General features: G+C 70.1%; 25 protein-coding genes. 14 read left to right on the top strand and 11 right to left on the bottom strand.

All coding sequences use genetic code 11. The features are described from left to right. Positions 1-251 precede the first annotated feature (251 nt). On the bottom strand, positions 252-581 hold the full coding sequence (gene cutA, locus ACFQS7_RS22535) for a divalent-cation tolerance protein CutA (RefSeq protein ID WP_380069385.1): 330 nt from the start codon (positions 579-581) through the stop codon (positions 252-254). 91 nt (positions 582-672) lie between these two features. Then, complete coding sequence (locus ACFQS7_RS22530; RefSeq protein WP_380069384.1) at positions 673-1,863, bottom strand: acetyl-CoA acetyltransferase; 1,191 nt, start codon at positions 1,861-1,863, stop codon at positions 673-675. A gap of 147 nt (positions 1,864-2,010) precedes the next feature. On the opposite strand from ACFQS7_RS22530, the gene ACFQS7_RS22525 reads away from it, so the two are divergent. Next, positions 2,011-3,570: an acyl-CoA carboxylase subunit beta gene (locus tag ACFQS7_RS22525; protein ID WP_380069383.1), complete on the top strand. Its 1,560-nt coding sequence runs from the start codon at positions 2,011-2,013 to the stop codon at positions 3,568-3,570. A 65-nt stretch (positions 3,571-3,635) separates the two neighbouring features. Here the strand turns inward: ACFQS7_RS22525 and ACFQS7_RS22520 are convergent, their stop codons facing one another. The 5 genes from ACFQS7_RS22520 to ACFQS7_RS22500 all read right to left on the bottom strand — a co-directional run bounded on the left by ACFQS7_RS22520 (position 3,636) and on the right by ACFQS7_RS22500 (position 7,704). Continuing rightward, the gene (locus ACFQS7_RS22520; RefSeq protein ID WP_380069382.1) at positions 3,636-4,091 is read right to left on the bottom strand and encodes a hypothetical protein; all 456 of its coding nucleotides are present in this window, start codon (positions 4,089-4,091) and stop codon (positions 3,636-3,638) included. Positions 4,092-4,134: 43 nt separating this feature from the next. Continuing rightward, complete coding sequence (locus ACFQS7_RS22515; RefSeq protein WP_380069381.1) at positions 4,135-5,040, bottom strand: hypothetical protein; 906 nt, start codon at positions 5,038-5,040, stop codon at positions 4,135-4,137. A gap of 14 nt (positions 5,041-5,054) precedes the next feature. Continuing rightward, positions 5,055-5,243 carry a hypothetical protein gene (locus ACFQS7_RS22510; RefSeq protein WP_380069380.1) on the bottom strand — a complete coding sequence of 63 codons (189 nt, stop codon included), beginning with the start codon at positions 5,241-5,243 and terminating at the stop codon, positions 5,055-5,057. A 175-nt stretch (positions 5,244-5,418) separates the two neighbouring features. Beyond that, positions 5,419-6,891: an amidase gene (locus ACFQS7_RS22505; RefSeq protein WP_380069379.1), complete on the bottom strand. Its 1,473-nt coding sequence runs from the start codon at positions 6,889-6,891 to the stop codon at positions 5,419-5,421. Between the two features lie 57 nt (positions 6,892-6,948). Beyond that, complete coding sequence (locus ACFQS7_RS22500; RefSeq protein WP_380069378.1) at positions 6,949-7,704, bottom strand: tyrosine-protein phosphatase; 756 nt, start codon at positions 7,702-7,704, stop codon at positions 6,949-6,951. Between the two features lie 133 nt (positions 7,705-7,837). On the opposite strand from ACFQS7_RS22500, the gene ACFQS7_RS22495 reads away from it, so the two are divergent. From ACFQS7_RS22495 to ACFQS7_RS22475, 5 genes are all read left to right on the top strand, one after another. After that, complete coding sequence (locus tag ACFQS7_RS22495) at positions 7,838-8,629, top strand: SDR family NAD(P)-dependent oxidoreductase (RefSeq protein ID WP_380069377.1); 792 nt, start codon at positions 7,838-7,840, stop codon at positions 8,627-8,629. A gap of 522 nt (positions 8,630-9,151) precedes the next feature. Next, on the top strand, positions 9,152-11,098 hold the full coding sequence (locus tag ACFQS7_RS22490; protein ID WP_380069376.1) for a PrkA family serine protein kinase: 1,947 nt from the start codon (positions 9,152-9,154) through the stop codon (positions 11,096-11,098). Positions 11,099-11,126: 28 nt separating this feature from the next. After that, positions 11,127-12,431: a YeaH/YhbH family protein gene (locus tag ACFQS7_RS22485; RefSeq protein WP_380069375.1), complete on the top strand. Its 1,305-nt coding sequence runs from the start codon at positions 11,127-11,129 to the stop codon at positions 12,429-12,431. Next, positions 12,428-13,966: a SpoVR family protein gene (locus ACFQS7_RS22480; protein ID WP_380069374.1), complete on the top strand. Its 1,539-nt coding sequence runs from the start codon at positions 12,428-12,430 to the stop codon at positions 13,964-13,966. Before ACFQS7_RS22485 ends, ACFQS7_RS22480 begins: the two co-directional genes overlap by 4 nt. A gap of 64 nt (positions 13,967-14,030) precedes the next feature. Further along, positions 14,031-14,474 carry a DoxX family protein gene (locus ACFQS7_RS22475; RefSeq protein WP_380069373.1) on the top strand — a complete coding sequence of 148 codons (444 nt, stop codon included), beginning with the start codon at positions 14,031-14,033 and terminating at the stop codon, positions 14,472-14,474. A gap of 110 nt (positions 14,475-14,584) precedes the next feature. Here the strand turns inward: ACFQS7_RS22475 and ACFQS7_RS22470 are convergent, their stop codons facing one another. Then, a complete protein-coding gene (locus ACFQS7_RS22470) occupies positions 14,585-15,598 on the bottom strand; it encodes a serine hydrolase domain-containing protein (RefSeq protein ID WP_380069372.1) in 1,014 nt (337 codons plus the stop codon). 246 nt (positions 15,599-15,844) lie between these two features. Here ACFQS7_RS22470 and ACFQS7_RS22465 point away from each other — a divergent pair, with 246 nt between their 5' ends. Further along, on the top strand, positions 15,845-16,774 hold the full coding sequence (locus tag ACFQS7_RS22465; protein WP_380069371.1) for an FkbM family methyltransferase: 930 nt from the start codon (positions 15,845-15,847) through the stop codon (positions 16,772-16,774). A 102-nt stretch (positions 16,775-16,876) separates the two neighbouring features. On the opposite strand, the gene minE is transcribed toward ACFQS7_RS22465, so the two are convergent. The 3 genes from minE to minC all read right to left on the bottom strand — a co-directional run bounded on the left by minE (position 16,877) and on the right by minC (position 18,853). Continuing rightward, positions 16,877-17,170 (bottom strand): cell division topological specificity factor MinE, encoded by a 294-nt coding sequence (gene minE / locus ACFQS7_RS22460; protein ID WP_380069370.1) that lies wholly within the window; start codon positions 17,168-17,170, stop codon positions 16,877-16,879. Further along, positions 17,170-17,991 (bottom strand): septum site-determining protein MinD, encoded by an 822-nt coding sequence (minD, locus tag ACFQS7_RS22455; RefSeq protein WP_380069369.1) that lies wholly within the window; start codon positions 17,989-17,991, stop codon positions 17,170-17,172. The genes minE and minD overlap by 1 nt, the downstream gene beginning before the upstream one ends. Before the next feature lie 67 nt (positions 17,992-18,058). Beyond that, positions 18,059-18,853 (bottom strand): septum site-determining protein MinC, encoded by a 795-nt coding sequence (gene minC / locus ACFQS7_RS22450; RefSeq protein ID WP_380069368.1) that lies wholly within the window; start codon positions 18,851-18,853, stop codon positions 18,059-18,061. A 211-nt stretch (positions 18,854-19,064) separates the two neighbouring features. Between minC and ACFQS7_RS22445 the strand changes: the two genes are divergently transcribed. The 7 genes from ACFQS7_RS22445 to ACFQS7_RS22415 all read left to right on the top strand — a co-directional run bounded on the left by ACFQS7_RS22445 (position 19,065) and on the right by ACFQS7_RS22415 (position 26,050). Continuing rightward, entirely contained in the window at positions 19,065-19,967 is a 903-nt protein-coding gene (locus ACFQS7_RS22445; RefSeq protein ID WP_380069367.1) for an ABC transporter substrate-binding protein, read from the top strand. Further along, positions 19,964-20,413 carry an acyl-CoA thioesterase gene (locus ACFQS7_RS22440; RefSeq protein ID WP_380069366.1) on the top strand — a complete coding sequence of 150 codons (450 nt, stop codon included), beginning with the start codon at positions 19,964-19,966 and terminating at the stop codon, positions 20,411-20,413. The genes ACFQS7_RS22445 and ACFQS7_RS22440 overlap by 4 nt, the downstream gene beginning before the upstream one ends. A gap of 5 nt (positions 20,414-20,418) precedes the next feature. Beyond that, positions 20,419-22,236: a heavy metal translocating P-type ATPase gene (locus tag ACFQS7_RS22435; protein WP_380069365.1), complete on the top strand. Its 1,818-nt coding sequence runs from the start codon at positions 20,419-20,421 to the stop codon at positions 22,234-22,236. A 189-nt stretch (positions 22,237-22,425) separates the two neighbouring features. Then, the gene (locus tag ACFQS7_RS22430; protein ID WP_380069364.1) at positions 22,426-23,388 is read left to right on the top strand and encodes a D-2-hydroxyacid dehydrogenase family protein; all 963 of its coding nucleotides are present in this window, start codon (positions 22,426-22,428) and stop codon (positions 23,386-23,388) included. Positions 23,389-23,509: 121 nt separating this feature from the next. Next, positions 23,510-24,469: an ABC transporter substrate-binding protein gene (locus ACFQS7_RS22425; RefSeq protein ID WP_380069363.1), complete on the top strand. Its 960-nt coding sequence runs from the start codon at positions 23,510-23,512 to the stop codon at positions 24,467-24,469. Further along, the gene (locus ACFQS7_RS22420) at positions 24,466-25,266 is read left to right on the top strand and encodes an ABC transporter permease (protein ID WP_380069362.1); all 801 of its coding nucleotides are present in this window, start codon (positions 24,466-24,468) and stop codon (positions 25,264-25,266) included. The genes ACFQS7_RS22425 and ACFQS7_RS22420 overlap by 4 nt, the downstream gene beginning before the upstream one ends. Next, complete coding sequence (locus ACFQS7_RS22415; protein WP_380069361.1) at positions 25,259-26,050, top strand: ABC transporter ATP-binding protein; 792 nt, start codon at positions 25,259-25,261, stop codon at positions 26,048-26,050. Before ACFQS7_RS22420 ends, ACFQS7_RS22415 begins: the two co-directional genes overlap by 8 nt. The last annotated feature ends 154 nt before the right edge of the window (positions 26,051-26,204 follow it).

The following is a 26,204-nucleotide window of genomic DNA, read 5'->3' as shown; positions in this document are numbered from 1 at the left end:
GGCGACGAAATCGGGCGGCAGGATCTCCGGCGGGATGCCGGGGTCGAAGGGGCGGGAACGGGGGCGGCGGCGGCGCATGGGCTGGGTCCCTGGCGGCAGGAGCCGGAACAAAGCAGGAATATAGGAAGAAAAGCAAGGGAAAAGGCAGCGGAAAACCTCCGCTTTGCCCCTTTGCTTCCGTGGGCCTGTCGGGTGGCAGGGGCACGGCCCCTCAGCGGCCCGCCCGACGCCCCGGCAGGTCCCGCCGGAGGCTATTCCTGCGGCGCAACCCGGGCACGGACCCAGTCGAGGAACTCCGCGTCGCCCTCCGCGGCGGGCAGCGCCAGGATGGCGGGCAGGTCGTAGCTGTGCAGCGCGCGGATGCGGGCGCGCAGCGGCTCGAACCGCGCCGCGGTCGTCTTGGCGACGAAGGCGACTTCCTCCGCCTCGCGCAGCACCACGTCGTCGCGGTAGATGGCGGTGTGGCCGGGCAGGATGTTGACGCAGGCGGCCAGCCGTTCGCGCACCAGCGCGCGGCCGATCGCGGTCGCCTCCTCCGCATCGCCGGCGGTGACGTAGACCCAAAGCACGCTGTCGGTCATGGGCAAACCCAAGGTTTCCGTCGGGTTGGGCGTTTACGCCCAACCGGCCTTTGATGGGTGGGGTCCGGGAAGGGCAAGGCCCTCCCCGGCCTCAGGCGCGTTCGAGGATCGACACGTAGTTGGCGACCGCCGCCCCGCCCATGTTGAAGATGCCGCCGATATCGGCCTTGGGCAGCTGCATCGCCCCCGCGGTACCGGTCAGCTGCATCGCCGTCAGCACATGCATCGAGATCCCCGTGGCGCCGATCGGGTGGCCCTTCGACTTCAGCCCGCCGGAGCGGTTGACCGGCAGGCGGCCGTCGGCTGCGGTGACGCCGTCGAGGATGGCGCGCGCCCCCTGCCCTTCCTTCGCCAGGCCCATCGCCTCGTATTCCAGCAGCTCGGCGATGGTGAAGCAGTCATGCGTCTCGACGAAGGAGAGGTCGGTGACGGCGCCGAGCCCGGCCTGGTCCAGCGCCTGCTTCCAGGCCAGCTGCGGGCCCTCGAAGCGGATGATGTCGCGGGCGGCGATGGGCAGGAAGTCGTTGACCTGCACGGCGGCGCGGAAGCGGACGGCCTTCTGCATGGCCTTGGCCGTCTCGGCATCGGTCAGGATGAGGGCGGCGGCGCCGTCCGACACCAGGGAGCAGTCGGTGCGCTTCAGCGGCGGGGCGACGAAGGGGTTCTTCTCGCTCTCGGCGCGGCAGAAGGCGAAGCCGAGGTCCTTGCGCATCTGCGCCCAGGGGTTGTCGACGCCGTTCTTGTGGTTTTTCGCGGCGATGGCGGCGAGGGCATCCGACTGGTCGCCGTGCCGCTGGAAATAGGCCTCGGCGATGCGGCCGAAGACGCCGGCGAAGCCGCCCTGGATGTCCTGCTCGGTCTTGCGGTAGCTGGCGTTGAGCAGGATCTCGCCGACCTGGGCGCCGGGCGTCGCGGTCATCTTCTCGGCGCCCAGCACCAGGGCGAAGCGGCCGCGCTTCGCCGCGAGGAAGTCGAGCGCGCCGTGGATCGCAGCGGTCCCGGTGGCGCAGGCATTCTCGTAGCGGGTGATCGGCTTGAAGCGCAGCTCGGGGACCGACTGCAGGATCAGCGAGCTGGGGAAGCCCTGGTTGGTGAAGCCCTCGCCGAAGACGCCGACGAAGCCGGCATCGATGTCGGCGGGGGAGATGCCGGCATCCTCGATCGCGGCGCGGCCGACCTGGGCCAGCAGGGTCTCGATGTCGGGCGCTTCCGAGCGGCCGAAGGGCGTGTGGGCCCAGCCGACGATGCAGGCTTCCGGGGCGGCCATGGTGGGGTCGGGCATTGGGATCTTCCTCCGCGGTTGGGACGAGGATAGGCCCGGCTACCGCGCCGCGCCACCGCATGCTGGAATGCCGGCAAAGCAGGCGTCCTGCCCCTCCCGCCCCGCGGGAGGGACCGGCAGGCCGCCCGATACATGGGAGCGAAATGGATGAGCTGGCAGCCCGAACTGGACGACCTCGCCCGCCGGCAGGCCATGGCGGAGGCGATGGGCGGGCCCGACAAGGTCAAGCGCCAGCACGACGGCGGCAGGCTCACGGTGCGGGAACGGGTGGCCGGGATGCTGGACCCGGGGTCGTTCCACGAGGTGGGCGCGATCGCCGGCAAGGCGAAGTACGGCCCGGACGGCAAGCTCGCCGACTTCACCCCCTCCAACTGCGTCATGGGCCGCGGCCTGGTGGACGGGCGGCCGGTGGTGGTGGTGGGGGACGACTTCACCGTCCGCGGCGGCAGCGCCGACGCCACCATCAAGGAAAAGCCGATCATGGCGGAACGGATGGCGGCCGACCTCCGCCTGCCGATCATCCGCATCATCGAGGGCTCGGGCGGCGGCGGGTCGGTCAAGACGATCGAGACGACGGGCCGGGCCAACCTGCCGGGCGGCATCGGCGGCCAGGCGATGTACCACCTGACGGGCGACAACCTCTCGCGCGTGCCGGTGGTGGGCCTCGGCCTCGGCTCGGTCGCGGGCCTGGGCGCGGCGCGGCTGGCGGCGACGCATTTCTCGGTGATGACGAAGGAGACCAGCGCGATGTTCGTCGCCGGGCCGCCGGTGGTGAATGCGATGGGCAACAACCTGTCGAAGTCCGAGCTGGGCGGCTGGGAGATCCAGTGCAAGGCGGGCGCGGTGGACCATGCCGTCGAGTCCGAGGAGGAGGCCTTCGCCGCGGCGCGGCGGTTCCTGTCCTACCTGCCGGGCCATGTCTGGGAACTGCCCAGGCGGCTGCCGAGCGAGGATGACCCCAACCGCACGGATGAAGCCTGGCTGGGCGTCATCCCGCGCAACATCCGCCAGCCCTACAAGATGCGGCCGATCGTCGAGGGGCTGATGGACCGCGGCTCGGTCTTCGAGATGGGGCGGTATTTCGGCCGCTCCGTCATCACCTGCCTGGCCCGGCTGAACGGGCTGCCGGTCGCGGTGCTGGCGGGCGACCCGATGTTCTATGCCGGGTCCTGGACGGCGGATGCCTGCGCCAAGGTGGTCCGCTTCGTCGACCTGGCGGAGACCTTCCACCTGCCGGTGGTCTACCTGATGGACTGCCCCGGCTTCATGATCGGGCTCGAGGCCGAGCAGCGCGCCACCATCCGCTGGGGGGTGCGGGCGATGGCGGCGGTGAACCAGTCCACCGTGCCGTGGTGCACCGTCATCCTCCGCAACGCCTTCGGCGTCGCCGGGGTGGTGCACCAGCCGGCCAGCCGCTTCTCGGTGCGGCATGCCTGGCCCTCGGCGCGCTGGGGGTCGCTGCCGCTGGAGGGCGGGATCGAGGCGGCCTACCGGGCCGAGCTCGACGCCGCCGAGGACCGCGGCGCGACGCTGGCCGGGATCGACGCGCGGCTGCAGCTGCTGCGGAGCCCGCTGCGGACGGCGGAGGCCTTCTGGGTGGAGGAGATCATCGATCCGCGGCAGACGCGGCGGCTGCTCTGCGAGTTCTCGGGGCTGGCGGAGCGGGTGCTGGAGCCGGGGATGCGGGCGCATGGGATGCGGCCCTAGGGCGAAGTCGGGGAGGAAAGAAGCGTCCCTCCCAAGCTCCTGTCGCATGACGGATGGAGGTTACGTCAAGCATCGGCTTTTTCGATGATTTTGCTGATCAGGCACGGCGAAAGGCCCGGCGTCGCGGCCAACCGCAAATATGCGTCGCGCCTTTGCTCGATGCCCTTTTGAAAACGCACGAAGGCGACGAGATTCGCGCCGGCCAGGAGGACGACCGTCCCTGCACAGACCATCATCTGGCCCAGCGACGGGTCGGTGAGGACTATTCGGGTAACCGCTTGGCCGGCGGCGCCTACGAAGTCGAGTTGACCCGCGACCTGCATCCCGGCGAAACTGGCGAGCATCAAGGCTTTGGCTGCGGCGAATGCCCGGAGCGGCGATGCCATGCGCTTCAGATAAGCCGATCCGAAACGCGCAAGTGGATCAATGGGAACAATCCGCTCGATGACCGTCGGAAGTCCGACCCCCCCGGGTCGGGTGCCTTCGGAGTTGGGATCTTCGAGAGGGCCAAGGTCGATCAACCTTTCCGACGCTTCCTTCGTTGGCCGATTCATGGGTGTTGCCTCAACCGCGGGTCTCGTCCGTCGCCTGCCACATGCCATCCCGTGCTGGCGTAGAAGCGGGCCGACCAGGTTTGAGAAATTCGTCGAGCTCTTGGGCCGCCGCCGATGCTGCCCGCGCATAGACCCTCTCGGACCAGGACTCGTAGAGAAAAATTATTGCGGTGCTTAATGCTATTAATGATAAAATTAAATCGTCTAATTGAAAACTTCCTTTTCTTGGATTGAAAACAAAAAAAATATACAAAAATATCAGCAAGACTCCTGCAAAAACCCATTCTATTTTGCGCACTGACGCTATCGTCGCTTTTGCCGCGTGATAGGTCGCCTGATCCAGCAAGTATTTTTGCAGAGGAGAGAGTCCGTGGCTCGTGCTTTCAGGCTGCCCGTGTGGCTTTGTGACCAGAGCCTGCGGTCGCTCTGTTTCATCGGGCGTTTTTCTTGCTGCTGGGCTGAGTTCAATCAGGCCATCCTCGCCCGCGCGCCAGGAACCCCGCCCCCATGCCATGTCAACGTCGTAGGCGTTCGCGCCACCCTGTTTGCGGGTGAAAAACCACCGGATGACTCCTCGCGTTTGGTGAAACAGAGACGTCAAATCGGTCTGGTTCCGTTCGCGGGAATTATCGACCATATTGAACTCAAGCCAAAGTATGATGGTGTTATTCGGTCGGTCTAGCCCATGTTCTTTATTGCGCCACATTGGATTATAGTCACCGATTTCAAATTTATTTACTTCTACACTAATTCTGCCAAGATCGCTATGGGTTGCGTATTGATAAGCGGCTGAATTCAATAGCGCTTCAAGCAGCGACTTGTTTTCTTTGATGTCGCCGATGACCGCCTCGGGCGTCGGGTATCCCCCCGCCCAGATGGGCCAAGAGACCGTGACCCGAACGCGAAATCCGTCCATGCCTCGGACCTCCCTCAAGGATTTCCGCGAAAGTCGATCGAGTTCCAGTCGGCGAAGAGCGATGGGTTTACCATCACCAACCATGTATTCATGATCGCGATATAGCGAGTTTCGAAGGTTGGAACTTGATATTTCGGCAGTCCGGCTTGAACGAGCGCATTCGAAGTAATAGTGCCCTCTTGTCCCGTGCTATTGGCGTGCATTGGAATAATAATCTGCTTACCCGCCTTGCAAGGAAAGACAGACCTGGGAGGTAAGCCGTCTTCATTCTACGAATTGGCGTCGAATTATTGCGGTCCGACACCCACCGTGCGGCGAGTGCCGATCCGGAAAAATAGATGAGGGAGTTGGGGGGAATACCTTCTCCTCCAGCTTTCCCTACCCCGCCACATGCACGCCCGGCCGCCGCCCCTCGTTCCACGCCCCGCCCAGCGCCCGCTCCACCTGCGCCGCCAGTTGCAGCAGCAACCCGTCCTGCGCCTGCCTTGCCTGGGCCTGGATGCCCAGCGGCAGCCCGTTCTCCTGCCGCCCCATCGGCAGCGAGATCGCCGGGATGCCGCAGAGATTGGCCAGCGGCGTATAGGCGAATTGCCGCCAGAGATTGCCAAACCAGTCGCGCACGGACGGGTTGTCGCTGATCGTCAGGTACTCCGTCGTGCCGAGCTTCGGCGTCGGCAGCGCGGTGACGGGCGTGAGGATGATGTCCCAGTCCTCGAAGAAGGCGCCGAAGGCCCGCGAGGTGGCGTTGAAGGCCGCCTGCATCCGCGCCCGGTCGGTGAAGGAGAAGCGCCGGCCTTCCTCCCAGATGCGGATGTTGATCGGCTCGACCAGCTCGGCGGGCGGCCGGTCCAGCCCGCGGGCGGCGATCAGGTTGTTCACGACCTGCGCGAAATTGCCGATGTAGCAATCGGTCTGCGCGGCGAAGGCGGCGCGGAAATCGACCGCGGGCAGCGCCCAGTCCACCCGGTGGCCGAGGCCTTCGAGGAAGCGCCCGGCCTTCTCCAGTTCCGCCACCAGGTGCGGCGTCGCGCGGTAGTCGCCCCATTCGTGCGACAGCGCGATGCGCAGCCGCAGCGGGTCGCGCCGGATGAGGTCGCTGTAGGGCTCGGCCGGCGCCCAGAAGGGCATGAACTCGCCCGGCGCGCCGCCGCGGCAGCTGTCGACGAACAGCGCGGTGTCGCGCACGCTCCGGGTCTGGCAGCCCTGGATCGAGACCAGCCCGGTCAGGTCCGACGCCGCCGGGGCGATCGAGAAGACCCCGCGGGAGACCTTCAGCCCGATATTGCCGCAGGCCCCGGCCGGGATGCGGATCGACCCGCCGCCATCGGTCGCGTGGCTGATCGGCAAGGCGCCGGCGGCGACCATCGCCGCGGTGCCGGCGGAGGAGCCGTTGGTGGTATGGCCGGTGTCCCAGGGGTTGCGGGTGACATAGACCGCCGGGTTGTCGGCGGCGCTGCAGCAGCCGAATTCCGGCGTGGTGCTGCGGCCGATGACGTTCAGCCCGGCCCGGCGGATGCGCCCCGAGAGATAGCTGTCCGCCGTGGCGCGGTTTCCCCGCATCAGAAGCGAGCCCATCTCCTGCAGCCGCCCCTTCAGGGTGGGGCCGAGGTCCTTCATCAGATAGGGCACGCCGGCGAAGGGGCCGGCGGGGTCCATGCCGTCGGCCAGCGGGTCGGCGACGACGTCAGCGAAGACCTCGACCACGGCGCTCAGCACCGGGTCGGTGCGGGCGATGCCGGCGGCGGCCTGGGCGGCGAGCTCGGCCGGCGTCACCTCACCGGCACGGACCCGGGCGGCGAGCGCCGTCGCGTCGTGGCTGGCCCATTCGTCCCAGCTCATGGCAAGGGTCATGTCGTGGGTGCTCCTGATCTCGGTGGGGCGGTGCAAGGCGTGGACCGGCGCGAGCGGCTATTCCAGATAGCCGGCACGCAGCGCGGCCAGGCGCGGCGCATCGAGGCCGAGCCCCCGCTCCAGCAACCCGTCCAGCCCGCCATGCGCGGCGATCGCCCGGTCCAGCGTCTCCTCCAGCAGCACCGCGTGGGTCGAGAGCAGTGCATTCGCCAGCCCGGCCGGCGTCCCTTCGGGCAGCGAATGGTCGCGCCGCCAGATCCGGTCCGTCGCTTGGTAGTCGGCCACCACCGTCTCCCGCGTCGCGCCCAGCGCCGTCAGCACCAGCGCCGCGCCCACCCCGGTGCGGTCCTTGCCGGCCGAGCAATGGAACAGCACCGCCTGCCGGCGCTGGTCCAGCAGCAGCCCGAACAGCCCGCGATAGACGTCGAGGAACCGCGCCAGGTAATCGACATAGGCCCGCCGCAGCAGGGAGACGACATCCTCCCCGGTCGATTCCTCCCGCAGCATCAGGTCGCGGAGGGACGCACCGACCGAGGGCTCGATCGGCAGGTGGACGCGCTCGGCCGAGGGCGGCAGGCGGGAGGGCCGCAGCGCCGCCTCGTTCACCCCGCGCAGGTCGCAGACGGTGCGGATGCCCAAGCCCGCGACCAGCGCCTGGTCGGACTCGGTCAGGTTGGCGAGCGTCGCGGAGCGGTAGACCAGCCCGCGCCTGACCCGCCTGCCATCCGCCACCGGCCAGCCGCCGAGGTCGCGCAGGTTGGAGGCGCCCTCGAGCGGCACGGCATGCGGCAAAGCGAGGCTGGGGTCGGTCATGCGGGCGTCTCCTTGGCGGCTTGGCCCCAGCCTAGCGCAGCGGGCGCGATAAATCGCCCCGGCGCGGGTTGACGCGGCGGCGACCGGCTGCGGAGACTCCGCCGGGATAAAACCAACGGAGGAAAACCACGCCATGCCCGAGCCGACCCTGTTCGACCTGACCGGCAAGGTCGCCATCGTCACCGGCGGCAGCCGCGGCATCGGCCGCGCCATCGCCGAGCGCCTGGCGCAGCACGGCGCCAAGGTGGTCGTCTCCTCCCGCAAGCTCGATGCCTGCCAGGTGGTGGTCGACGGCATCGCCGCGAAGGGCGGCGAGGCCATGGCCTTCGCCTGCAACATCGGCCGCAAGCCGGAGCTCCAGGCGCTGGCCGATGCCACCATCGCCAAGTGGGGCGGGGTGGACATCCTGGTCTGCAACGCCGCGATCAACCCGCATTTCGGCCCGGCGATGGGGATCGCCGACGACATCTTCGACAAGATGATGGCGACCAACGTGAAGTCGAACATGTGGCTGTCCCACATGTGCATCCCCAGCATGGAATCGCGCGGCGGCGGGTCGGTGGTGATCGTCTCCTCGATCGGTGGCTTCAAGGGCTCGGTCAACCTCGGCGCCTATGCCATCACCAAGGCGGCCGACCTGCAGCTGGCGCGGAACCTGGCCTGCGAATGGGGGCCGAAGAACATCCGGGTGAACTGCATCGCCCCCGGCCTGGTGCGGACCGACTTCGCCCGCGCCCTGTGGGAGGACCCGGTGAACTACAAGAAGCGGACCCGCGACACGCCCTTGAAGCGAATCGGCGAGCCCGACGAGATCGCCGGCGCGGCGGTCTTCCTGGCCAGTGCCGCGGGCAGCTTCATGACCGGGCAGCACATGATCATCGACGGCGGCGTGCTGGCCGGCAGCCCGGCCAATTCGGACGACTGAGCCGACCGGCGCCTGCCCAGGCCTTGGGCAGGAATTCGCCATCCCCGCCGCTGTGCGCCGGCGCGCAGCGGGAACCGATGGGACGCTTTAATCTTTGCGTCATTGATGCCGGCCCATGCTTGGGGCCGGCAATGCGGGGATTCGCCGCCGCGGCCGACCGGCCGGGCGGCGGCCTGCCGCCGCCGCCGTATGTTAGGAAATGTGACAGAGACGCGAGACGCTGCCGCGACAGGCAGTGCTTGCCTGAAACATGGCCAAGTCGCTTTCCGTCACAACCATGAACCGGCAGACAAGCGACCACCCTGTGCTATTGCCCCGAATGCTAGGGCTGGGCGGTCATGATTTGATTGTCATGCGGGACCGGCCGGTCCTGCGCCTTCGCGCGGGCCGCCTCCCCCTGCCGTGATTTGCACTCTACACGCCGGCGGTGCGCCGCAGCAATAAAAGTTTACCGCACTCGGCCATGCCAAAGCCCATGCTAGCGGCGTTGCGCACGCAGGGCAGTGCTTCCAGGGGCCGCCGATGGACACCATGCAGGACATCTTCGCCGATTACGCACGGGCCTATGAGGCCCGCAAGGAATCGGACATGTCGATTGCCGAATTCCTAGAAGGGTGCCGGACCGATCCGGGCCACTATGCCAGTGCACCCGAACGCATCCTCAAGGCGATCGGCGATCCGGAGGTGGTGGATACCGCCAAGGACACCAGGCTCGGCCGCATCTTCCTCAACCGGACGATCCGCATCTACCCCGCCTTCTCCGAATTCTACGGGATGGAGGACACGATCGAGCGGATCGTCGGCTTCTTCCGCCATGCCGCGCAGGGGCTGGAGGAACGCAAGCAGATCGTCTACCTGCTCGGCCCGGTCGGCGGCGGCAAGTCCTCGCTGGCCGAGCGCCTGAAGGCGCTGATGGAGCTGGAGCCGATCTACGTGCTCAAGGCCGGCGACCAGATCAGCCCGGTCTATGAGAGCCCGCTCGGCCTGTTCGACCCCGAGCGCCTCGGGGCGATGCTGGAGGACCGCTACAACATCCCGCGCCGGCGCCTCAACGGGCTGATGAGCCCCTGGGCGCTGAAGCGGCTGGACGAGTTCGGCGGCGACATCTCGAAGTTCCGGGTGGTCAAGGTCCATCCCTCCCGGCTGCGGCAGATCGCCGTCGCCAAGACCGAGCCGGGCGACGAGAACAACCAGGACATCTCCTCGCTCGTCGGCAAGGTCGACATCCGCAAGCTGGAGATGTACGGCCAGAACGACCCCGACGCCTACAGCTTCTCCGGCGGGCTGAACCGCGCCAACCAGGGCATCCTCGAATTCGTCGAGATGTTCAAGGCGCCGATCAAGATGCTGCACCCGCTGCTGACCGCGACGCAGGAGGGCAACTACATCGGCACCGAGAACATCGGCGCCATCCCCTTCCAGGGCATCATCATGGCCCACTCGAACGAGTCCGAGTGGCAGGCCTTCAAGAACAACAAGAACAACGAAGCCTTCATCGACCGCATCTACGTCATCAAGGTGCCCTACTGCCTGCGGGTGACCGAGGAGCAGCGGATCTACGAGAAGCTGGTGCGCAGCTCGGAGCTCGCTGCCAACCCCTGCGCGCCCTCGACGCTCGAGATGCTGGCACGGTTCAGCGTGCTGACCCGCCTGCGCAAGCACGAGAACTCCAACATCTACGCCAAGATGCGGGTCTATGACGGCGAGAGCCTGAAGGAGACCGACCCGCGCGCCAAGAACATGCAGGAATACCGCGACGCGGCCGGGCCCGATGAAGGCATGGACGGCGCCTCCACCCGCTTCGCCTTCAAGATCCTGGCGGCGACCTTCAACTACGACACGACCGAGATCGCCGCCGACCCGGTGCACCTGATGTACGTGCTGGAACAGGCCATCCGGCGCGAGCAGATGCCGGACGAGACCGAGAAGCGCTACCTCGAATTCATCAAGGGCGAGCTGGCCCCGCGCTATGCCGAGTTCATCGGCAACGAGATCCAGAAGGCCTACCTGGAATCCTACAACGACTACGGCCAGAACCTGTTCGACCGCTACGTCTCCTATGCCGATGCCTGGGTCGAGGACCTCGACTTCAAGGATCCCGACACCGGCCAGATGATGAACCGGGAGATTCTCAACCAGGAGTTGACCAAGGTCGAGAAGCCGGCCGGCATCGCCAACCCGAAGGACTTCCGCAACGAGGTGGTGAAATTCGCCCTCCGGGCCCGGGCGAACCGCGGCGGCAAGAACCCTTCCTGGACCAGCTACGAAAAGATCCGCGAAGTGATCGAGCGGCGCATGTTCAGCCAGGTCGAGGACCTGCTGCCGGTGATCAGCTTCGGCTCCAAGAAGGATGGCGAGTCGGAGAAGAAGCACGGCGAATTCGTGGCCCGGATGACCGCGCGCGGGTATACTGAGCGCCAGGTCCGCCGGCTGGTCGAATGGTACATGCGCGTGAAGCAGGCCGGCTAGCCGCGCAACCCGGAAGGCACGCGACTGCATGCAGATCCTGGATCGCCGCCTCAATCCCAGCGGCAGAAGCCTTCCCAACCGGCAACGCTTCCTGCGCCGGGCCAAATCCCTGGTGCAGGAAGCGGTGCGCGACGCCTCGGCCAAGCGCGACATCCGCTCGGCCGATGCGGGCGGGGAGGTCAGCATCCCTCTGCACGGCATCCGCGAGCCTTCCTTCCATCTCGGCCAGGGCGGCACGCGGGACCATGTGCTGCCGGGGAACAAGGAATACCGGGAAGGCGACGAGATCCAGCGGCCGCCCGGCGGGAGCGGCGGCGGCGGCTCGGAAGGCGCCCCCGACGGCAGCGGCGAGGACACCTTCCGCTTCGTCCTGAGCCGGGAGGAATTCCTCGCCCTCTTCCTCGACGACCTCGAACTGCCCGACATGGCCAAGCGCCGCCTGGTCGACGGCGCCGACCCGGTCTGGCACCGCGCCGGCTATTCCAGCACCGGCTCGCCCTCCAACCTCTCCCTCCCCCGCACCATGCGGAACAGCCTGTCGCGGCGGATCGCGCTCAAGCGGCCGAAGCCGGCGGAGGTCGAGGCGCTGGAGGCGGAGATCGCCCTGCTGGAAGGCCAGCCCGAACACGCCGAGCGCGTCCTCGCCCTGCGGGCCGAGCTGGAGCGTCAGCTGCTGCGCGCCCGCCGCATCCCCTATATCGACCCGATCGACGTCCGCTACCGGCGCTTCGAGCCCTCTCCCCGCCCGGTCGCCCAGGCGGTGATGTTCTGCCTGATGGATGTCTCGGGCTCGATGACCGAGGACATGAAGGACCTGGCGAAGCGATTCTACACGCTGCTCTACTTGTTCCTGCAGCGGCGCTACAAGCATGTGGAGCTGGTCTTCATCCGCCACACGCATGAAGCGTCGGAGGTCGACGAGGAGACTTTCTTCCACAGCCGGGAGACCGGCGGCACGCTGGTCTCGACCGCGCTCGAGGAGATGCGGAAGGTGGTCGCCGACCGCTTCCCGCCGGCCGAGTGGAACATCTACGCGGCGCAGGCCTCGGACGGCGACAACGCCGCCGGCGACAGCCAGAAGACCGCCCGGCTGCTGGTCGATACCATCCTGCCGGCCTGCCAGTACTATGCCTATATCGAGGTGGGCCGGGAGGGCGAGCACGGCATCCCCGGCTTCCCGCGCGGCCCGACCGATCTCTGGCGCACCTACGAGGCGCTGGTGAATGCCGGGGCGCCGCTGGCGATGAAGAAGGTGCGCCACCGGCGGGAGATCTTCCCGGTGTTCCGTGAGCTCTTCGCCAAGCGTGGCGTGACCGAGGGGGCGTCCGCATGAACGTCATCACCAGACCCGAGGACCGGCTGCTCTACCAGGGGTCCGACTGGGACTTCGACACCCTGATGCGGATCCACGATGCCTGCGAGGAGATCGCGCGCGACGAGCTCGGCCTCAGCTGGTACCCCAACCGGATCGAGGTGATCAGCGCCGAGCAGATGCTGGACGCCTATGCCAGCACCGGCCTGCCGCTGTTCTACCGGCACTGGTCCTTCGGCAAGCATTTCGCCCAGCACGAGGCGCTCTACCGCAAGGGGTTGCGTGGGCTGGCCTATGAGATCGTCATCAACTCCGACCCCTGCGTCTCCTACGTCATGGAGGAGAACACCACCACCCTGCAGGCGCTGGTGATCGCCCACGCCGCCTTCGGCCACAACCACTTCTTCAAGAACAACGAGCTGTTCAAGCAGTGGACCGATGCCAAGGGCATCCTCGACTACCTCGAATTCGCCAAGGCCTATGTGCAAGGCTGCGAGGAGCAGCATGGCGAGGCGGCGGTCGAGCGCGTCCTCGACTCGGCGCATGCGCTGATGAACTATGGCGTCCACCGCCACCGCCGCCGTGCCCCCGACCTGATGAGCGAGCAGAAGCGCGAGCGCGAGCGGCGGGCGCATGACGAGCAGATGTTCAACGTGCTCTGGTCCACCCTGCCGGAGAAGGCCAGCACGCCCGCGGCCAAGGGCGAGGAGGAGCGGCGCCGTACCCTGCTGCAATTGCCGCAGGAGAACGTGCTCTACTTCCTGGAGAAATCGGCCCCGCGCCTGGCCCCCTGGCAGCGCGAGATCCTCCGCATCGTCCGCAACGTGGCGCAGTATTTCTACCCGCAGCGCCAGACCAAGATGATGAACGAGGGCTGCGCCACCTATACCCACCACCGCATCCTCGGCCGGCTGCACGCGCAGGGGCGCCTGTCCGATGGCCATTGGCTGGAGGTGCTGCACTCCCACTCCTCGGTCATCATGCAGCCGGATTTCGACGACCAGCGCTATTCGGGGATCAACCCCTATGCGCTGGGATTCGCGATGATGGAGGATATCGAGCGCATCTGCCGCGAGCCCACCGAGGAGGACCGCGAATGGTTCCCCGACTTCGCCGGCTGCGGCGACCCGATGCCGGTGCTGCGGCACGGCTGGGCCGAATTCCGCGACGAGTCCTTCATCCTGCAATTCCTCAGCCCGCACCTGATGCGCAAGCTGAAGCTCTTCCACCTGGTGGACGACAGCGCCCAGCCGGTGCTGCGGGTCGACGCCATGCACGACGAGCGCGGCTACCGCCGCCTCCGCCGTGCCCTGGCCAAGCAGTATGACCCGGCCTGGTCGGACCCCGACATCCAGGTGGTGGACGTCGACCTCGGCGGCGACCGCAAGCTGATCCTGGAACACCGGGTCACCGCCGGCCGCCTGCTGGAGGAACAGGAGGCGCGCCAGGTGCTGCGCCACCTCGCCAGCCTCTGGAGCTACGACGTGCTGCTGCGCGAGGTGGATCCGGTGACCGGCGCCAGCCTGCGCGAGCACGCGGTCAGCCCGCCGCGGTAGTCGCCCACTTCCGCAGCCGGCCCATTCCGGTCCAGGCTGGCATTCCACCCCAGGGATGCCGCCCATGCCGTCCGATACCGCTCGAAGCCTCGACCGCCCCGCCAACCTCGATGCCGGGCTGTTGCTCGCCCGGATCATGCTGAGCGCGCTGTTCCTCGTCTCCGGCTATTTCAAGCTGATGGCGGTGGAGCGCACCACGGGCTACTTCGCCGGCCTCGGCGTGCCGATGCCCGGCATCATGGTCTGGCTGGCCATCCTCGCCGAGCTCGGCCTGCCGATCCTGCTGCTGCTCGGCATCCGGACGCGCTGGGTGGCGCTGGCGCTGTGCCTGTTCACCCTGGTCACCGCGGCGATCGGCCACCGGTTCTGGGGCATCGATACGGCCACGCAGTTCCCGCAATATGTCGGGCAGCTCACCCAGTTTCTGAAGAACCTGGGCATCGCCGGCGGCTTCCTGCTGCTCGCCCTGACCGGGCCGGGGCGGTTCGCGGTGGACCGGCGGGGGTGAGCAAGGCCGGGGCGGGAAAAGTATTCCCTCCTGGGTCCTGCCGCGCGGCGAATGGCAACCCGGAAAAATGGATGACGGGGCCGGGGAGGATAACTTCTCCCCGGCCTTGCTTACTTCACCAATGCCATGAAGCCATCCAGCCTGGTCGCATCCACCCAGCGCAGCACCGCGACCGTCCCCGCCGCCGGGTCCACCCAGGTGATGTTCCCGCCGGCGCCGGAGAAGCAGTAGCTCTCGGCGCTGGCGCTGGGCCATTTCGCCCGGCCGGTGTTCAGCCACCAGAGCAGCCCATAGGCCGGGTTCAGCGCGCAGGGGGCGCGGCATTGCGCCACCCAGCCTTCGGGCAGCAGCCGCCGTCCCGCCCAGACGCCGTCCTGCAGCACCAGCTGGCCGATCCGCGCCTGGTCCTCGGCATGGATGAAGACGCCGCCGCCCCAGTGCCCGCCGCCGGAGACGCTCTGCATCCGGCGGCCGTCCACCTCGACCCAGCTGGTCTCGTAGCCATGCCATTCCCAGTCGGCGGAGGCGCCGACCGGCTGCATGATCCGCTCGGCGAAGACCTCCGGCAGCGGCCGGCCGAAGCGGCGCAGCAGCGCCAGCGCCAGGCGGTTGACCCGGACGTCGTTGTATTCCCAGTAGCCACCGGGCGGGTGGAGCGGCCGCGGCAGGCCCTTCCGCCCCTTGCCCTCGACCACCAGGTTGCGGCCGCGGTCGATCAGGTCGGACTTGCCGAACAGCGTGCCCTCCCATTCGGAGGTATTGGTCAGCAGGTGCCGCCAGGTGATGCCGGCATTCTGCGCCGAGTCGAACCCGCCGTCGTCCACCAGCTCCGCTACCCGCGCATCGAGGTCGGGGATCAGCCCGTCGTCCACCGCCAGCCCGGCCAGGATCGCCAGGTAGGATTTCGCCACGCTGAAGGTCATGTCGACCTGCCGCGTGTCGCCCCAGCGCGTCACCACCTCGCCGTGGCGCAGCAGCAGTCCGTTCGGCGCGCCGCGCGGCCGCACCGGGCCGAGGATGGCGTTGTCGGGCGGGCCCTCGAAGAAGCCGGCCTCGATATGCGCGCGGATGTCGCGCGGCCAGGGGGATTCGTGGGCGAGGGCGTAGCTTGCGGGATCGGGCATGGTGCTTCGATACGCCATGCGGCGGGCAAGGCAAGGTTGGGGCGGCAAAAGCATGTCCTCCCCAACCCTGTCTTCGCCGTCCGTGGGCCTGGCCCCCGCCGCGCGGCAGGTGCGAGACCAGCAAAGGCAGAGGTCGGTCCAGGGCGGATACCGCCTTCCTGGCCTTGCCTTCCCGCAACGGATGATTCCACCGTAACGCGATCTGCGTTAGACAGCGACACCCATCCCTTGGAGAGATCGCAGCGCATGCCGCAGGGCGACAGCATCAAGACGCCGCGCCGCGGCGGCCTCGGGGCCCGGCTGGCCGGGCTCATGCGTCCCCGCCCGCAGGCGCGGCTGCTGCCGCTGTCGCGCCTGGCCGAAGGCAACCGCGTCGCCACCGAAGCGGCGATCCGGGCGCTCGCCGGCGCCACGCCCTTCGCCGGCAACCTGCTGCTCTGCCGCGCGCTGGGCCGCTACAAGGTCTTCCTCGACGCCGCCGACCTCAGCTTCGCGCCGCATCTGGCGGCGGACGGCTACTGGGAATGGTGGACCACCCGCTTCCTCGCCAGCACCCTGCGGCCCGGCGAGCAGGTGATCGATGTCGGCGCCGGCATCGGCTACTTCACCCTGCTGATGGCCGACCTGGTCGGCCCGCAGGGCCGCGTCCTGGCGCTGGAGCCCAACCCGCAGGCCGCGGCGCTGCTGCGGCGCAACCTGCAGCTCAACGGCTTCGCCGGGCGCAGCAGCGTCGAGGAAGCGGCGGTGGCCGCCAGCGGCGGCCGGCTGCTGCGGCTGGCGGTGCCGCCGGGCAGCCCGCTCGACGCGCATCTGCTGCCGCAGGACCAGGACCCCGCCACGCCGCGGCCGGGCGAGGCGCCTGGCCGCCTGCTGGTGCGCGGCAGGCGGCTGGACGAGCTCGACGTCGGCGCGGTGGACTTCGTGCGGCTCGATGTCGGCGATGCGCTGGCGGCCGCCTGGGAGGGGATGCAGCGCCTGCTGGCGGAGCGCCCGGCGCTGCGGATGCTGCTGGGCTTCGAGCCGCACCGGATGGCGCAGCCGGCCGGGTTCCTCGACGCGGTCGCCGCGCGCTTCGCGCTGCGCCGGCTGCTGCCGGACGGCACGGCCACCGCCTGCACCGCGGCGGAGCTGCTCGGCGGCGGGCAGGCGACCCTGTTCCTGGCGAAGGCGGGCTGACTAGAGCGCGGTGGCTTGAGGCGGCATCGCCGAAAAGCCTGAATCGCGCGACCCGGCCGGCGCCAGGGCGTGATGCGTGGGCGAGGCCGGACGCCTCACGCTCTAGGCCCGCGCCGCCTGCCCGACCGGCGCCGGCCGCGCCCCCGGCAGCTCGATCTCGATCGCCAGGGTCGAGATGTCGCCGCCGCGGTCGAGCGCGACATTCACCTTGCCCGGGTCGATCGCCACGTAGCGGGCGACGACCGCGACCAGGTCCTGCTGCAGCCGCGGCAGGAAATCCTCCCGCGTGCGGCCGATGCGCTCATGCGCGAGCACGATCTGCAGCCGCTCCTTCGCCGCGGTGGCGCTGGGCGGTTCGGGCTTGCGGTTCGCGCGGAAGTAATCGAGCCAGCTCATCAGGCAGCCCTCCCCCCGAACAGGCGCCGCAGCAGGCCCGGCTTCTTGTCCGGCTCCAGGAAGCGGTGCGGCAGCTCCTGGCCGAGGAAGCGGGCGACGGCGTCCTTGTAGGCCTGGCCGGCGATGCTCTCGGAGTCCATGATCACCGGCGTGCCGGTGTTGGAGGCCTTCAGCACGCTCTCGTTCTCGGGGATCACGCCGAGCAGCGGGATCGCCAGGATCTCCCGCACGTCCTCCAGCTTCAGCATCTCGCCACGCTCGACCCGGTTGGGGTCGTAGCGGGTGACGAGGAGATGCTCCTTCACCTTGTCCCGCTTCTCCTCCGCCCGCTTCGACTTCGACTGCAGCACGCCGAGGATGCGGTCGCTGTCGCGGACGGAAGACACTTCCGGGTTGGTCACCACGATCGCCTGGTCGGCGAAGTAGAGCGCGAGCAGCGCGCCCTTCTCGATGCCGGCCGGGCTGTCGCAGAGGATGTAGTCGAAATCCTGGCCCAACTCCTCGATGATCCCGGCGACGCCTTCCTTGGTCAGCGCCTCCTTGTCCCGGGTCTGCGAGGCCGGGAGGATGGCCAGGCCCTCCACCCGCTTGTCGCGGATCAGCGCCTGGTTCAGCCGCGCCTCGCCCTGGATGACGTTGACGATGTCGAAGACCACGCGGCGCTCGACCCCCATGATGAGGTCGAGGTTGCGCAGCCCGACGTCGAAGTCGATCACCACGGTCTTCTTGCCCGCCTGGGCCAGCCCGGTCGCGATGGCGGCGCTGGTGGTGGTCTTGCCCACGCCCCCCTTGCCCGACGTCACGACGATCACCTGCGCCATCGACGCATCCCCCTGTTGCATCTTGTCCCCGACGACCGGCCCCGCCTTGGCGACGCCACGCCGGCGCTTACCCGAGCGGCGCAAACCGCATCTCCTCGCCGTCCAGCCGGACCTGCGTCGGCCGGCCGATCGGCGCATCCCCGAGCCCTTCGCGCACCGTGTAGAAGCCGGCGATGGCGATCAGCTCGGGGTCGAAATTCAGTGCGAAGATCCGCGCCTCGGCATCGTTCTGCGCGCCGGCGATCGCCCGGCCGCGCAGCGCCCCGTAGACATGGATGTTGCCGTCGGCGATGACCTCGCCGCCCGGGTTGACCGTCGCGGTGACGATCAGGTCGGCGCCCTCGGCATAGATCCGCTGGCCGGAGCGCACGGGCTCGGTCACCACCATGGCGCTGCGGCCGCTGCCCTGGACCACCACCGTCGGCGCGGCGGGCGGCGCGGCGGCGGGTGCCGGCGCGGGGCTGGCCGAGGCCGGCGGCGCGGCGGAGGCCGGCGGCATCGCCGTCTCGGGCGGCGCCTCGGCCTCCGGCTCGCGGCCGCCGACGGCGCGCAGCGGCGGCAGGCCGGCCGCGGTCGCCGCCTGGCGCATCGCCGGGCTGCCGCCGGTGGTGCCGATCGGCACGATCTCCAGCGCGTGCAGCCCCTCGACCAGGCCGCGGAAGTCCACCTCCTCGGGCGCTACGGCCAGGTCGGCGAGGCCGATGACGATCGGCGCGAAGCGCAGGAAGCCGGGGGCGCGGCGGAATTGGTCGCCGAGCGCGGGCAGCACCGTCTCCGGCCGCGGGTCGAGCAGGCGCAGCACCAGCAGGTTGAAGTTGCCGGCGCGTAGCCTGAAGGATTCCGGAAGGGACTGGGTGCTCAAGGCGCTCTCGGCTCGGCCACGCGGGCGGGGACTCGTTCGGGCCGGCGCAACGGCGCCGGCCTTGCCCCGTGCATAGCAGCGCGACCGCGGGCGGCGAAGCCCGAATGCATACCGTTGCCCGAGTCGAAGGCCGTTGCCGCCGCAGGCTCGGGCCGGGACTCGCCGGATCGGCATCGAAGGCGATAATGGGCGGCGCCAAACGGGAACCGCCATGCACCAGATGACCCTGCTGGAGCCCTTCCGGGCCCTGTTCTACGCGCCCTTCTACCTCGCCGAGTCGCTCGGCGCCTTCGCCCGCCAGGGCGTGGCGGTGGAGCTGGTGACCGCCGGCACCACCGATGCCGCCTGCGCCAGGCTGCTGGCCGGCGAGGCCGACCTCGCCTGGTCCGGGCCGATGCGGCCGATGCTGCTGCGGAGCCAGGACCCCGCCTGCACCCTGCGCAGCTTCTGCGCCGTGGTGATGCGCGACCCCTTCCTGCTGCTGGGGGCGGCGCCGCGCCCGGGCTTCCGGATCGAGGACCTGCCCGGCCTCAGGCTCGGCCTGGTGTCCGAGGTGCCGACGCCCGTCTGGTGCCTGCGCGGCGACCTCGCGGCGCGCGGCATGGACTGGGCGGCGCTGGAGACGGTCACCGACCAGGGCATGGCGGCGAATGCCGAGGCCGTTGTCGCCGGCCGGCTCGACCTCGCCCAGATGTTCGAGCCCTTCGCCTGCCGCGTCGAGGATGCCGGCGGCGCGGTCTGGCACGCCCAGGCCAGCCGCGGCCACACCGCCTATACCGCCTTCTATGCGACCGAGGCCGGGATCGCCGCCAGGCGCGAGCCGCTGCAGGCCATGATCCGGGCGATGGCCGAGGCACTGGCCTTCATCCGCAACGCGCCGGCCGAGGAGGTCGCCGCCCGCATCGCCCCGCGCTTCCCGGACGTCCCCGCCGCGCACCGCCTGCGCGCCATCGCCCGCTACCAGGCGCTGCAGTTGTGGGATGCCGGGCCGCACTTCCCGCAGGCGGCCTTCGAGACGCTGGGCCGCGCCATGCTGGCCGCGGGCGCCATCGGCCACATCCCGGCCTTCGCCGATTGCGTCGACAACGCGCTGGTCGAGGAGGCGCTAGCATGAGCGCGAAGCAGCCGGTGGGGACCCGCGCGGACTACCGCTGGTTCACCGAGATCCCGACGCGCTGGATGGACAACGACGTCTACGGCCACGTCAACAACGTCACCTATTATTCCTGGATCGACACCGCGGTGGCGCAGTTCCTGATCGCCAACCAGGTGCTCGACCTCGGCGCCAGCACCGAGGTCGGTCTCGTGGTCGAGACCCAGTGCCGCTACTTCGCGCCGATCGCCTTCCCCGACCTGGTCACCTGCGGGGTGCGCTGCGGCCGGCTCGGCGGGTCCTCGATCCGCTACGAGATCGGCATCTTCCGCAACGCCGAGGACCGGGCGAGCGCCGAGGGCCATTTCGTCCATGTCTACGTGGCGCGGGCCGAGCAGACCCGCACCGTGCCGGTCCCCGCCCGGCTGCGCGAGGCGGCGACGCGGCTGCTGCTGCCGCCGGGCTGAACGGGGTGGACGCCCACCGGCTGCGGCTGGTCCTGCTCGCCTGGCCGGCGGCCGGGCTGGCGCTCGGTCTGCCGCTGCTGTGGGCGGCGCCCGATGTCGCCGGCCTGGCCTTCGCCTTGGCTACGCTGCCGGTGCTGGCGGTCCTGCTGCGCGACATCGCCCGCGGCCTGCGGCGCGGCGAGGCCGGGCTCGACCTGCTGGCGGCGCTGGCGATGGCCGTGGCCCTGGGCCTGGGGGAATCGCTGGCCGCCGCCGTCGTCGCCCTGATGTTCGCCGGCGGCAGCTTCCTCGAGGACTACGCCCGCGCGCGGGCCCGGCGCGAGATGACCGCCCTGCTCGCCCGCCAGCCGCGCCGCGCCGCCCGGCTGGGGCCGGCTGGGCTGGAGGAGGTGCCGATCGAGGCGCTCCGCCCCGGCGACCGCGTGCTGGTCCGCCAGGGCGAGGTGGTGCCGGTCGACGGCCATGCGCTGGGGCCCGCCGTGCTCGACACCGCGGCGCTGACCGGGGAGGCGATCCCGGTCCGCGCCGCCGCCGGCGACCCGGTGCTGTCCGGCGCCGGCAATGCCGGCGAGGCCTTCGCGCTGGCGGCCGAGCGCAGCGCCGGCGACAGCACGCTGGCCGGCATCATCCGGCTGGTGGAGCAGGCCCAGGCCAGCCGGGCGCCGATGGCGCGGCTGGCCGACCGCTGGGCGCTGGGCTTCCTCGGCGTGAGCCTGCTGATCGCCGGCGCCGCCTGGCTGCTCTCGGCCGATCCGCGTCGGGTGCTGGCGGTGCTGGTGGTGGCGACCCCCTGCCCGCTGATCCTGGCGGTGCCCGTCGCGCTGATCGCCGGCCTGTCGCGCGCCGCCCGTGCCGGCGTGCTGGTGAAGAGCGGCGCGGCGCTGGAGATGCTGGCGCGGGTCAGGGTCCTGATGCTGGACAAGACCGGCACCTTGACCGAGGGCCGGGTCCGGCTGCTGGCGACGCTCCCGCGGGGCGGCATGGCCCCCGGGGAGTTGCTGCGCCTCGCCGCCTCGCTCGACCAGGCGAGCGCCCATCCGGTCGCCATGGGCCTGGTCGAGGCGGCCCGGGCGGCGGGCCTCGCACTGGCGCTGCCGCAGGATGTGCACGAGGACGCCGGCGCCGGCATCGCCGGGCTGGTGGAGGGGCGCGCGGTGGCGCTCGGCGGTGCCGGCTTCGTCGCGGCGCATGGCTGGCCGGACGCGGCCAAGGCCCGGGACGGCCAGGCGCCGGGCGCGCTGCGGGTGCTGGTCACGGTGGATGGCGCCCCGGCCGGGCTGCTGGTGCTCGCCGACCCGCCGCGGCCGGAGGCGGCGGCGAAGCTGGCGACGGTGCGGGCGGCGGGGATCCGGCGGATCGTCCTGCTCTCGGGCGACCGCGCCGCGGTCGCCGAGGCGGTCGGGGCGAGCCTCGGCATCGACACCGTGCTGGCGGAGCGCAGCCCGGCCGAGAAGGTCGCCGCCGTGCTGCGGGAGAAGCCGCAGGGCCCGGTGCTGATGCTGGGCGACGGGGTGAACGACGCGCCGGCGCTGGCCGCGGCGGATATCGGCGTCGCCATGGGCGCGCGCGGGGCGGCGGCCAGCGCCGAGGCGGCGGATGCGGTGGTGCTGGTCGACCGGATCGACCGGCTGGCCGAGGCCATGCGCATCGCCCGCCGGGCGCGCGGCATCGCCTTGCAGAGCGTGGCCGTCGGGATCGGGTTGTCGGTGCTGGGAATGCTGGCGGCCGCGGCCGGCTGGCTGACGCCGGTGCAGGGCGCCCTGCTGCAGGAGGCGATCGACGTGGCGGTGATCCTCAACGCGCTGCGGGCGTTGCGCGGGTAGCGCACGGCAGGCGTTGCGCGGGTCGCGTACCTGGCGGCGTTGCGCGGGTCGCGTACCTGGCGGCGTTGCGCGGGTAGCGCACGGCGGGCGTTGCGCGGGTCGCGCACCTGGCGGCGTCGCGCGGGTCGCGGCGGGCTTGCTGGCAGGCCCGGGCGCGGCCATGACGAGGCATCCGTGGGAGCGAAACCGATGCCCGAGATCAAGCGCCTGGCCATTCTCGACGACTACCAGGGCGTCACCCTGCGACTTGGCCCCTGGGACCGGCTGCCCGCCTCCATCCAGGTCGAGCAGTACCGCGACACCGTCACCGGCCCGGCGCTGCTGGCGCGGCTTGCCCCCTGCGACGCCATCCTGGCGATGCGGGAGCGCACCCCCTTCCCCCGCGCGCTGATCGAGCAATTGCCGAACCTGAAGCTGCTCATCACCACCGGTGGCCGCAACCGGGGCATCGACCTCGAGGCCTGCGCCGAGCGTGGCATCACCGTCTGCGGCACCACCTCCTTCGCCCACCCGACCGTGGACCTGACCTGGGGGCTGATCCTGGCGCTGGCCCGCCGCATCCCGGAACAGGAGGCGGCGCTGCGGGCCGGCCGCTGGCAGGTGGCGCTGGGCGCGACGCTGGAAGGCAAGACGCTGGGCTGCATCGGCCTGGGCAACCTCGGCAGCCGGGTCGCCAAGGTGGGTGCCGCCTTCGGGATGGATGTCGTCGCCTGGAGCCAGAACCTGACGCCGGAGAAGGCCGCGGCGGCCGGGGCGAAAGCGGTGAGCAAGGAGGAATTGCTGGCCACCGCCGATGTGGTGACCCTGCACCTGATCCTGTCGGACCGCTCGCGCGGCATCATCGGCGCCGCCGACCTCGCCCGGATGAAGCCCTCGGCGGTGATCGTCAACACCAGCCGCGGGCCGCTGATCGACCAGCCGGCGCTGATCGCGGCACTCAAGGATGGCCGCATCGCCGGCGCCGGCATCGATGTCTACGACCAGGAGCCGTTGCCGCGGGACCACCCGATCCTGGCCGCGCCCAACACCGTGCTGACGCCGCATCTGGGCTACGTGACCGAGGAGAACTACCGCGCCTATTTCGCCGGCGCGGTGGAGGCGGTGGAGGGCTACCTGGCGGGCAGGCCGGTGCGGGAATTGCGCGCCGGCTGAGCAGGACTGCCCACCCCCTGGGCGGCGCGGTCGCCGCGCAGGGGAAGGCGAAGGCCTGGCCGGCGGCACGGCCGTTGCATCCCGCGGCACGACTTCAGACCCGCCCGGGAGGCCCAAGCCGATGACCCTCACCCGCCGCAGCATGCTGGCGACGACGCTCGCCGCCGGCGCCGCCGGCCTGGCCGCTCCCGCGGTCCACGCCCAGGGCGTCACCGTGAAGATGGGCGCGCTGCGCCTGATCCACTCGATCGCCCCCTTCCTGTACGACCGCTTCCAGCCGGACGGGGTGAGGATCGAGGTGATCGCCTTCGAGAGCCCGACCGAGGCGAAGAACGCGGTGGTGACCAGGTCGGTCGACTTCGCCGCCTTCGGCGTCGCCGCCGGCATCCTCGGCGCCGCGGCGCGCGAGCCGGTGACCCTGGTGGGGTCCTGCTGCGACCGCGGCATGGCGGTGGTCGCCCGCAAGGACGGCAACATCCAGAAGCTGGCGGACCTGAAGGGCAGGAAGGTCGGCATCTGGCCCGGCTCGACGCAGGAGGTCTTCATCCTGGAGCGCCTGCGGATGGAGGGCATGACCATCCGCGACATCCAGCCGATCCGCGTCTCCTTCAGCGAGATGGCGATCGCGCTGGCCCGCGGCGATGTCGAGGCCTATGTCGGCGCCGAGCCCGGCCCCGGCGTCTCGGTCTCCTCCGGCATCGGCAAGATCGTCGAGTACCCCTACTCGACGCCGATGGGCTCGCTGAACATGGTCTTCGGCTGCCATGCCGAGACCGTCGCCCAGCGCCCCGACCTGGTGCGGACCATGCTGCGGGTGCACCGCCGGGCCAGCGAGTTCGGCATGGCGAACCGCGACGTGACGATCGAGACCGCCGTCGCCAAGCTCGGCATGAAGCGCGAGGCGCTGGAGGTCAGCCTGCCGAATGTCGAGCTGAACTGGCAGATGACGCCGGAGATGCTGACCCGGGCCAAGACCTATGCCGAGCACATGCTCAGCCTGAAGCAGATCCGCGCTTTGCCCGACTTCAATACCTTCTTCGAGCCGAAATTCTCCGACGAGCTGGCGAAGTCGGCGGCATGAGCGCAGTCGCCGGGCGGGGCCTCTCGCCCCGCCAGGCGCTGCTGGCGGTGGCCGCACCGGTGCTGGGCCTGCTGGCCTGGCACCTGACCACCAGCGGCCGCGCCTTCAGCCTGATCCCGCCGCCCTGGGATGTGGCGGTGCAGTGGTGGGACCTGGCCTTCGGCGGGGTCTGGGACGACCTCTATTCGGCGACCCTGCTGGACCATACCCTGGCCAGCCTGAGCCGGGTCTATGGCGGCTTCGCCCTGGCCGCGGTCGTCGCCCTGCCCTTGGGGATGCTGATCGGCCGGATCGCCCTGGTGCGCGACCTGCTCGACCCCTCGCTGCAGATCCTGCGGCCGATCCCGGTGACCGCCTGGCTGCCGCTGGCGATGATCGTCTTCGGCATCGGGCCGCGATCGGCCTTCTTCCTGGTCTTCCTCGGCGCCTTCTATCCCATCCTGCTGAACACCGTCTTCGGGGTCCGCAGCGTCGAGGGCCGGCTGTTCGAGGCCGCGGCGATGCTGGGCGTGAACGCCCGGGCGATCTTCTGGAAGGTGGTGCTGCCGGCCTCGCTGCCCTCGATCTTCACCGGGCTGCGCTTAGGCCTCGGCTTCGCCTGGGTGGTGATCGTGGTGGGCGAGATGACCGGGGTGCAGACCGGGCTCGGCGCCATCATCATGGAGGCGCGGCAGCTCTCCCGCACCGAGATCGTCATCGCCGGCATGGTGACCATCGGCCTGCTCGGCTTCGTCTCGGACCAGGTGGTGCAGCTGCTCGGCCGCCGGCTGCTGCGCTGGAGCCCGCAACATGGATGACCTCTCCGCGGCGGTGGCGCCGGCGCGCACCATGCTGCCGATCCTCGACATCCAGCATGTCACCAAGCGCTTCGCCTTCGGGACGGAGGCGATCACCGCGCTGTCGGATGCCTCGCTGCGGATCGAGCGGGGCGAGTTCATCTGCCTGATCGGCCCCTCCGGCTGCGGCAAGTCCACCCTGCTGCGCATGGTCGGCGGCTTCGAGACGGCGACCGAGGGCGCGCTGCTGATGTGGGGCAAGCCGGTCCCCGGGCCCGGCCCCGACCGCGGCATGGTGTTCCAGGACTACGGGCTCTTCCCCTGGCTGACGGTGACGCAGAATGTCGGCTTCGGCCCCGCCGCGCGCGGCCGGCCGAAGGCCGAGGTGGCGGCGACCGCGAGGCGCTTCGTCGACACCGTCGGGCTGACCCGCTTCGCCGATGCCTACCCGCACCAGCTCTCGGGGGGGATGAAGCAGCGCGTCGCCATCGCCCGGGTGCTCGCCAACGACGCCGAGGTGGTGCTGATGGACGAGCCCTTCGGCGCGCTCGACGCCTTCACCCGCGAACGGCTGCAGGAGGAGCTGCTGGAGATCTGGGCGCGGACCAGGCTGACGGTGATCTTCGTCACGCATGCGATCGAGGAGGCGATCATCCTCGCCGACCGGGTGGTGGTGATGTCGCCCGGCCCGGGGCGGATCGTCGCCGACGAGCGCATCGCGCTGGCCCGGCCGCGCGACCCGACCTCGCCCGAGTTCAACGCGCTGCGGCGGCATCTCTCGGCGCTGCTGGGCGGGCATCATTGAGGGATGGTCGCGCGCGTCGTGCCCCTGCCGGCATGGCTCGCCCCGTGCATCCCGGGTGCGCGGCGGCCAGGGATCGCCGGGTCGGGCCCGGCCATGACGGCGAGGTGGGCCTGCCCGCGGTGCCGGTGCTAGCGTCCCGCCGCCGCAGCCGGGG

The organism is Dankookia sp. GCM10030260 (assembly GCF_042666655.1).
GTDB lineage: Bacteria > Pseudomonadota > Alphaproteobacteria > Acetobacterales > Acetobacteraceae > Paracraurococcus.
The sequence above is the reverse complement of the archived record's forward strand: the minus strand, read 5'-3'. Positions and strand labels throughout refer to the sequence as shown.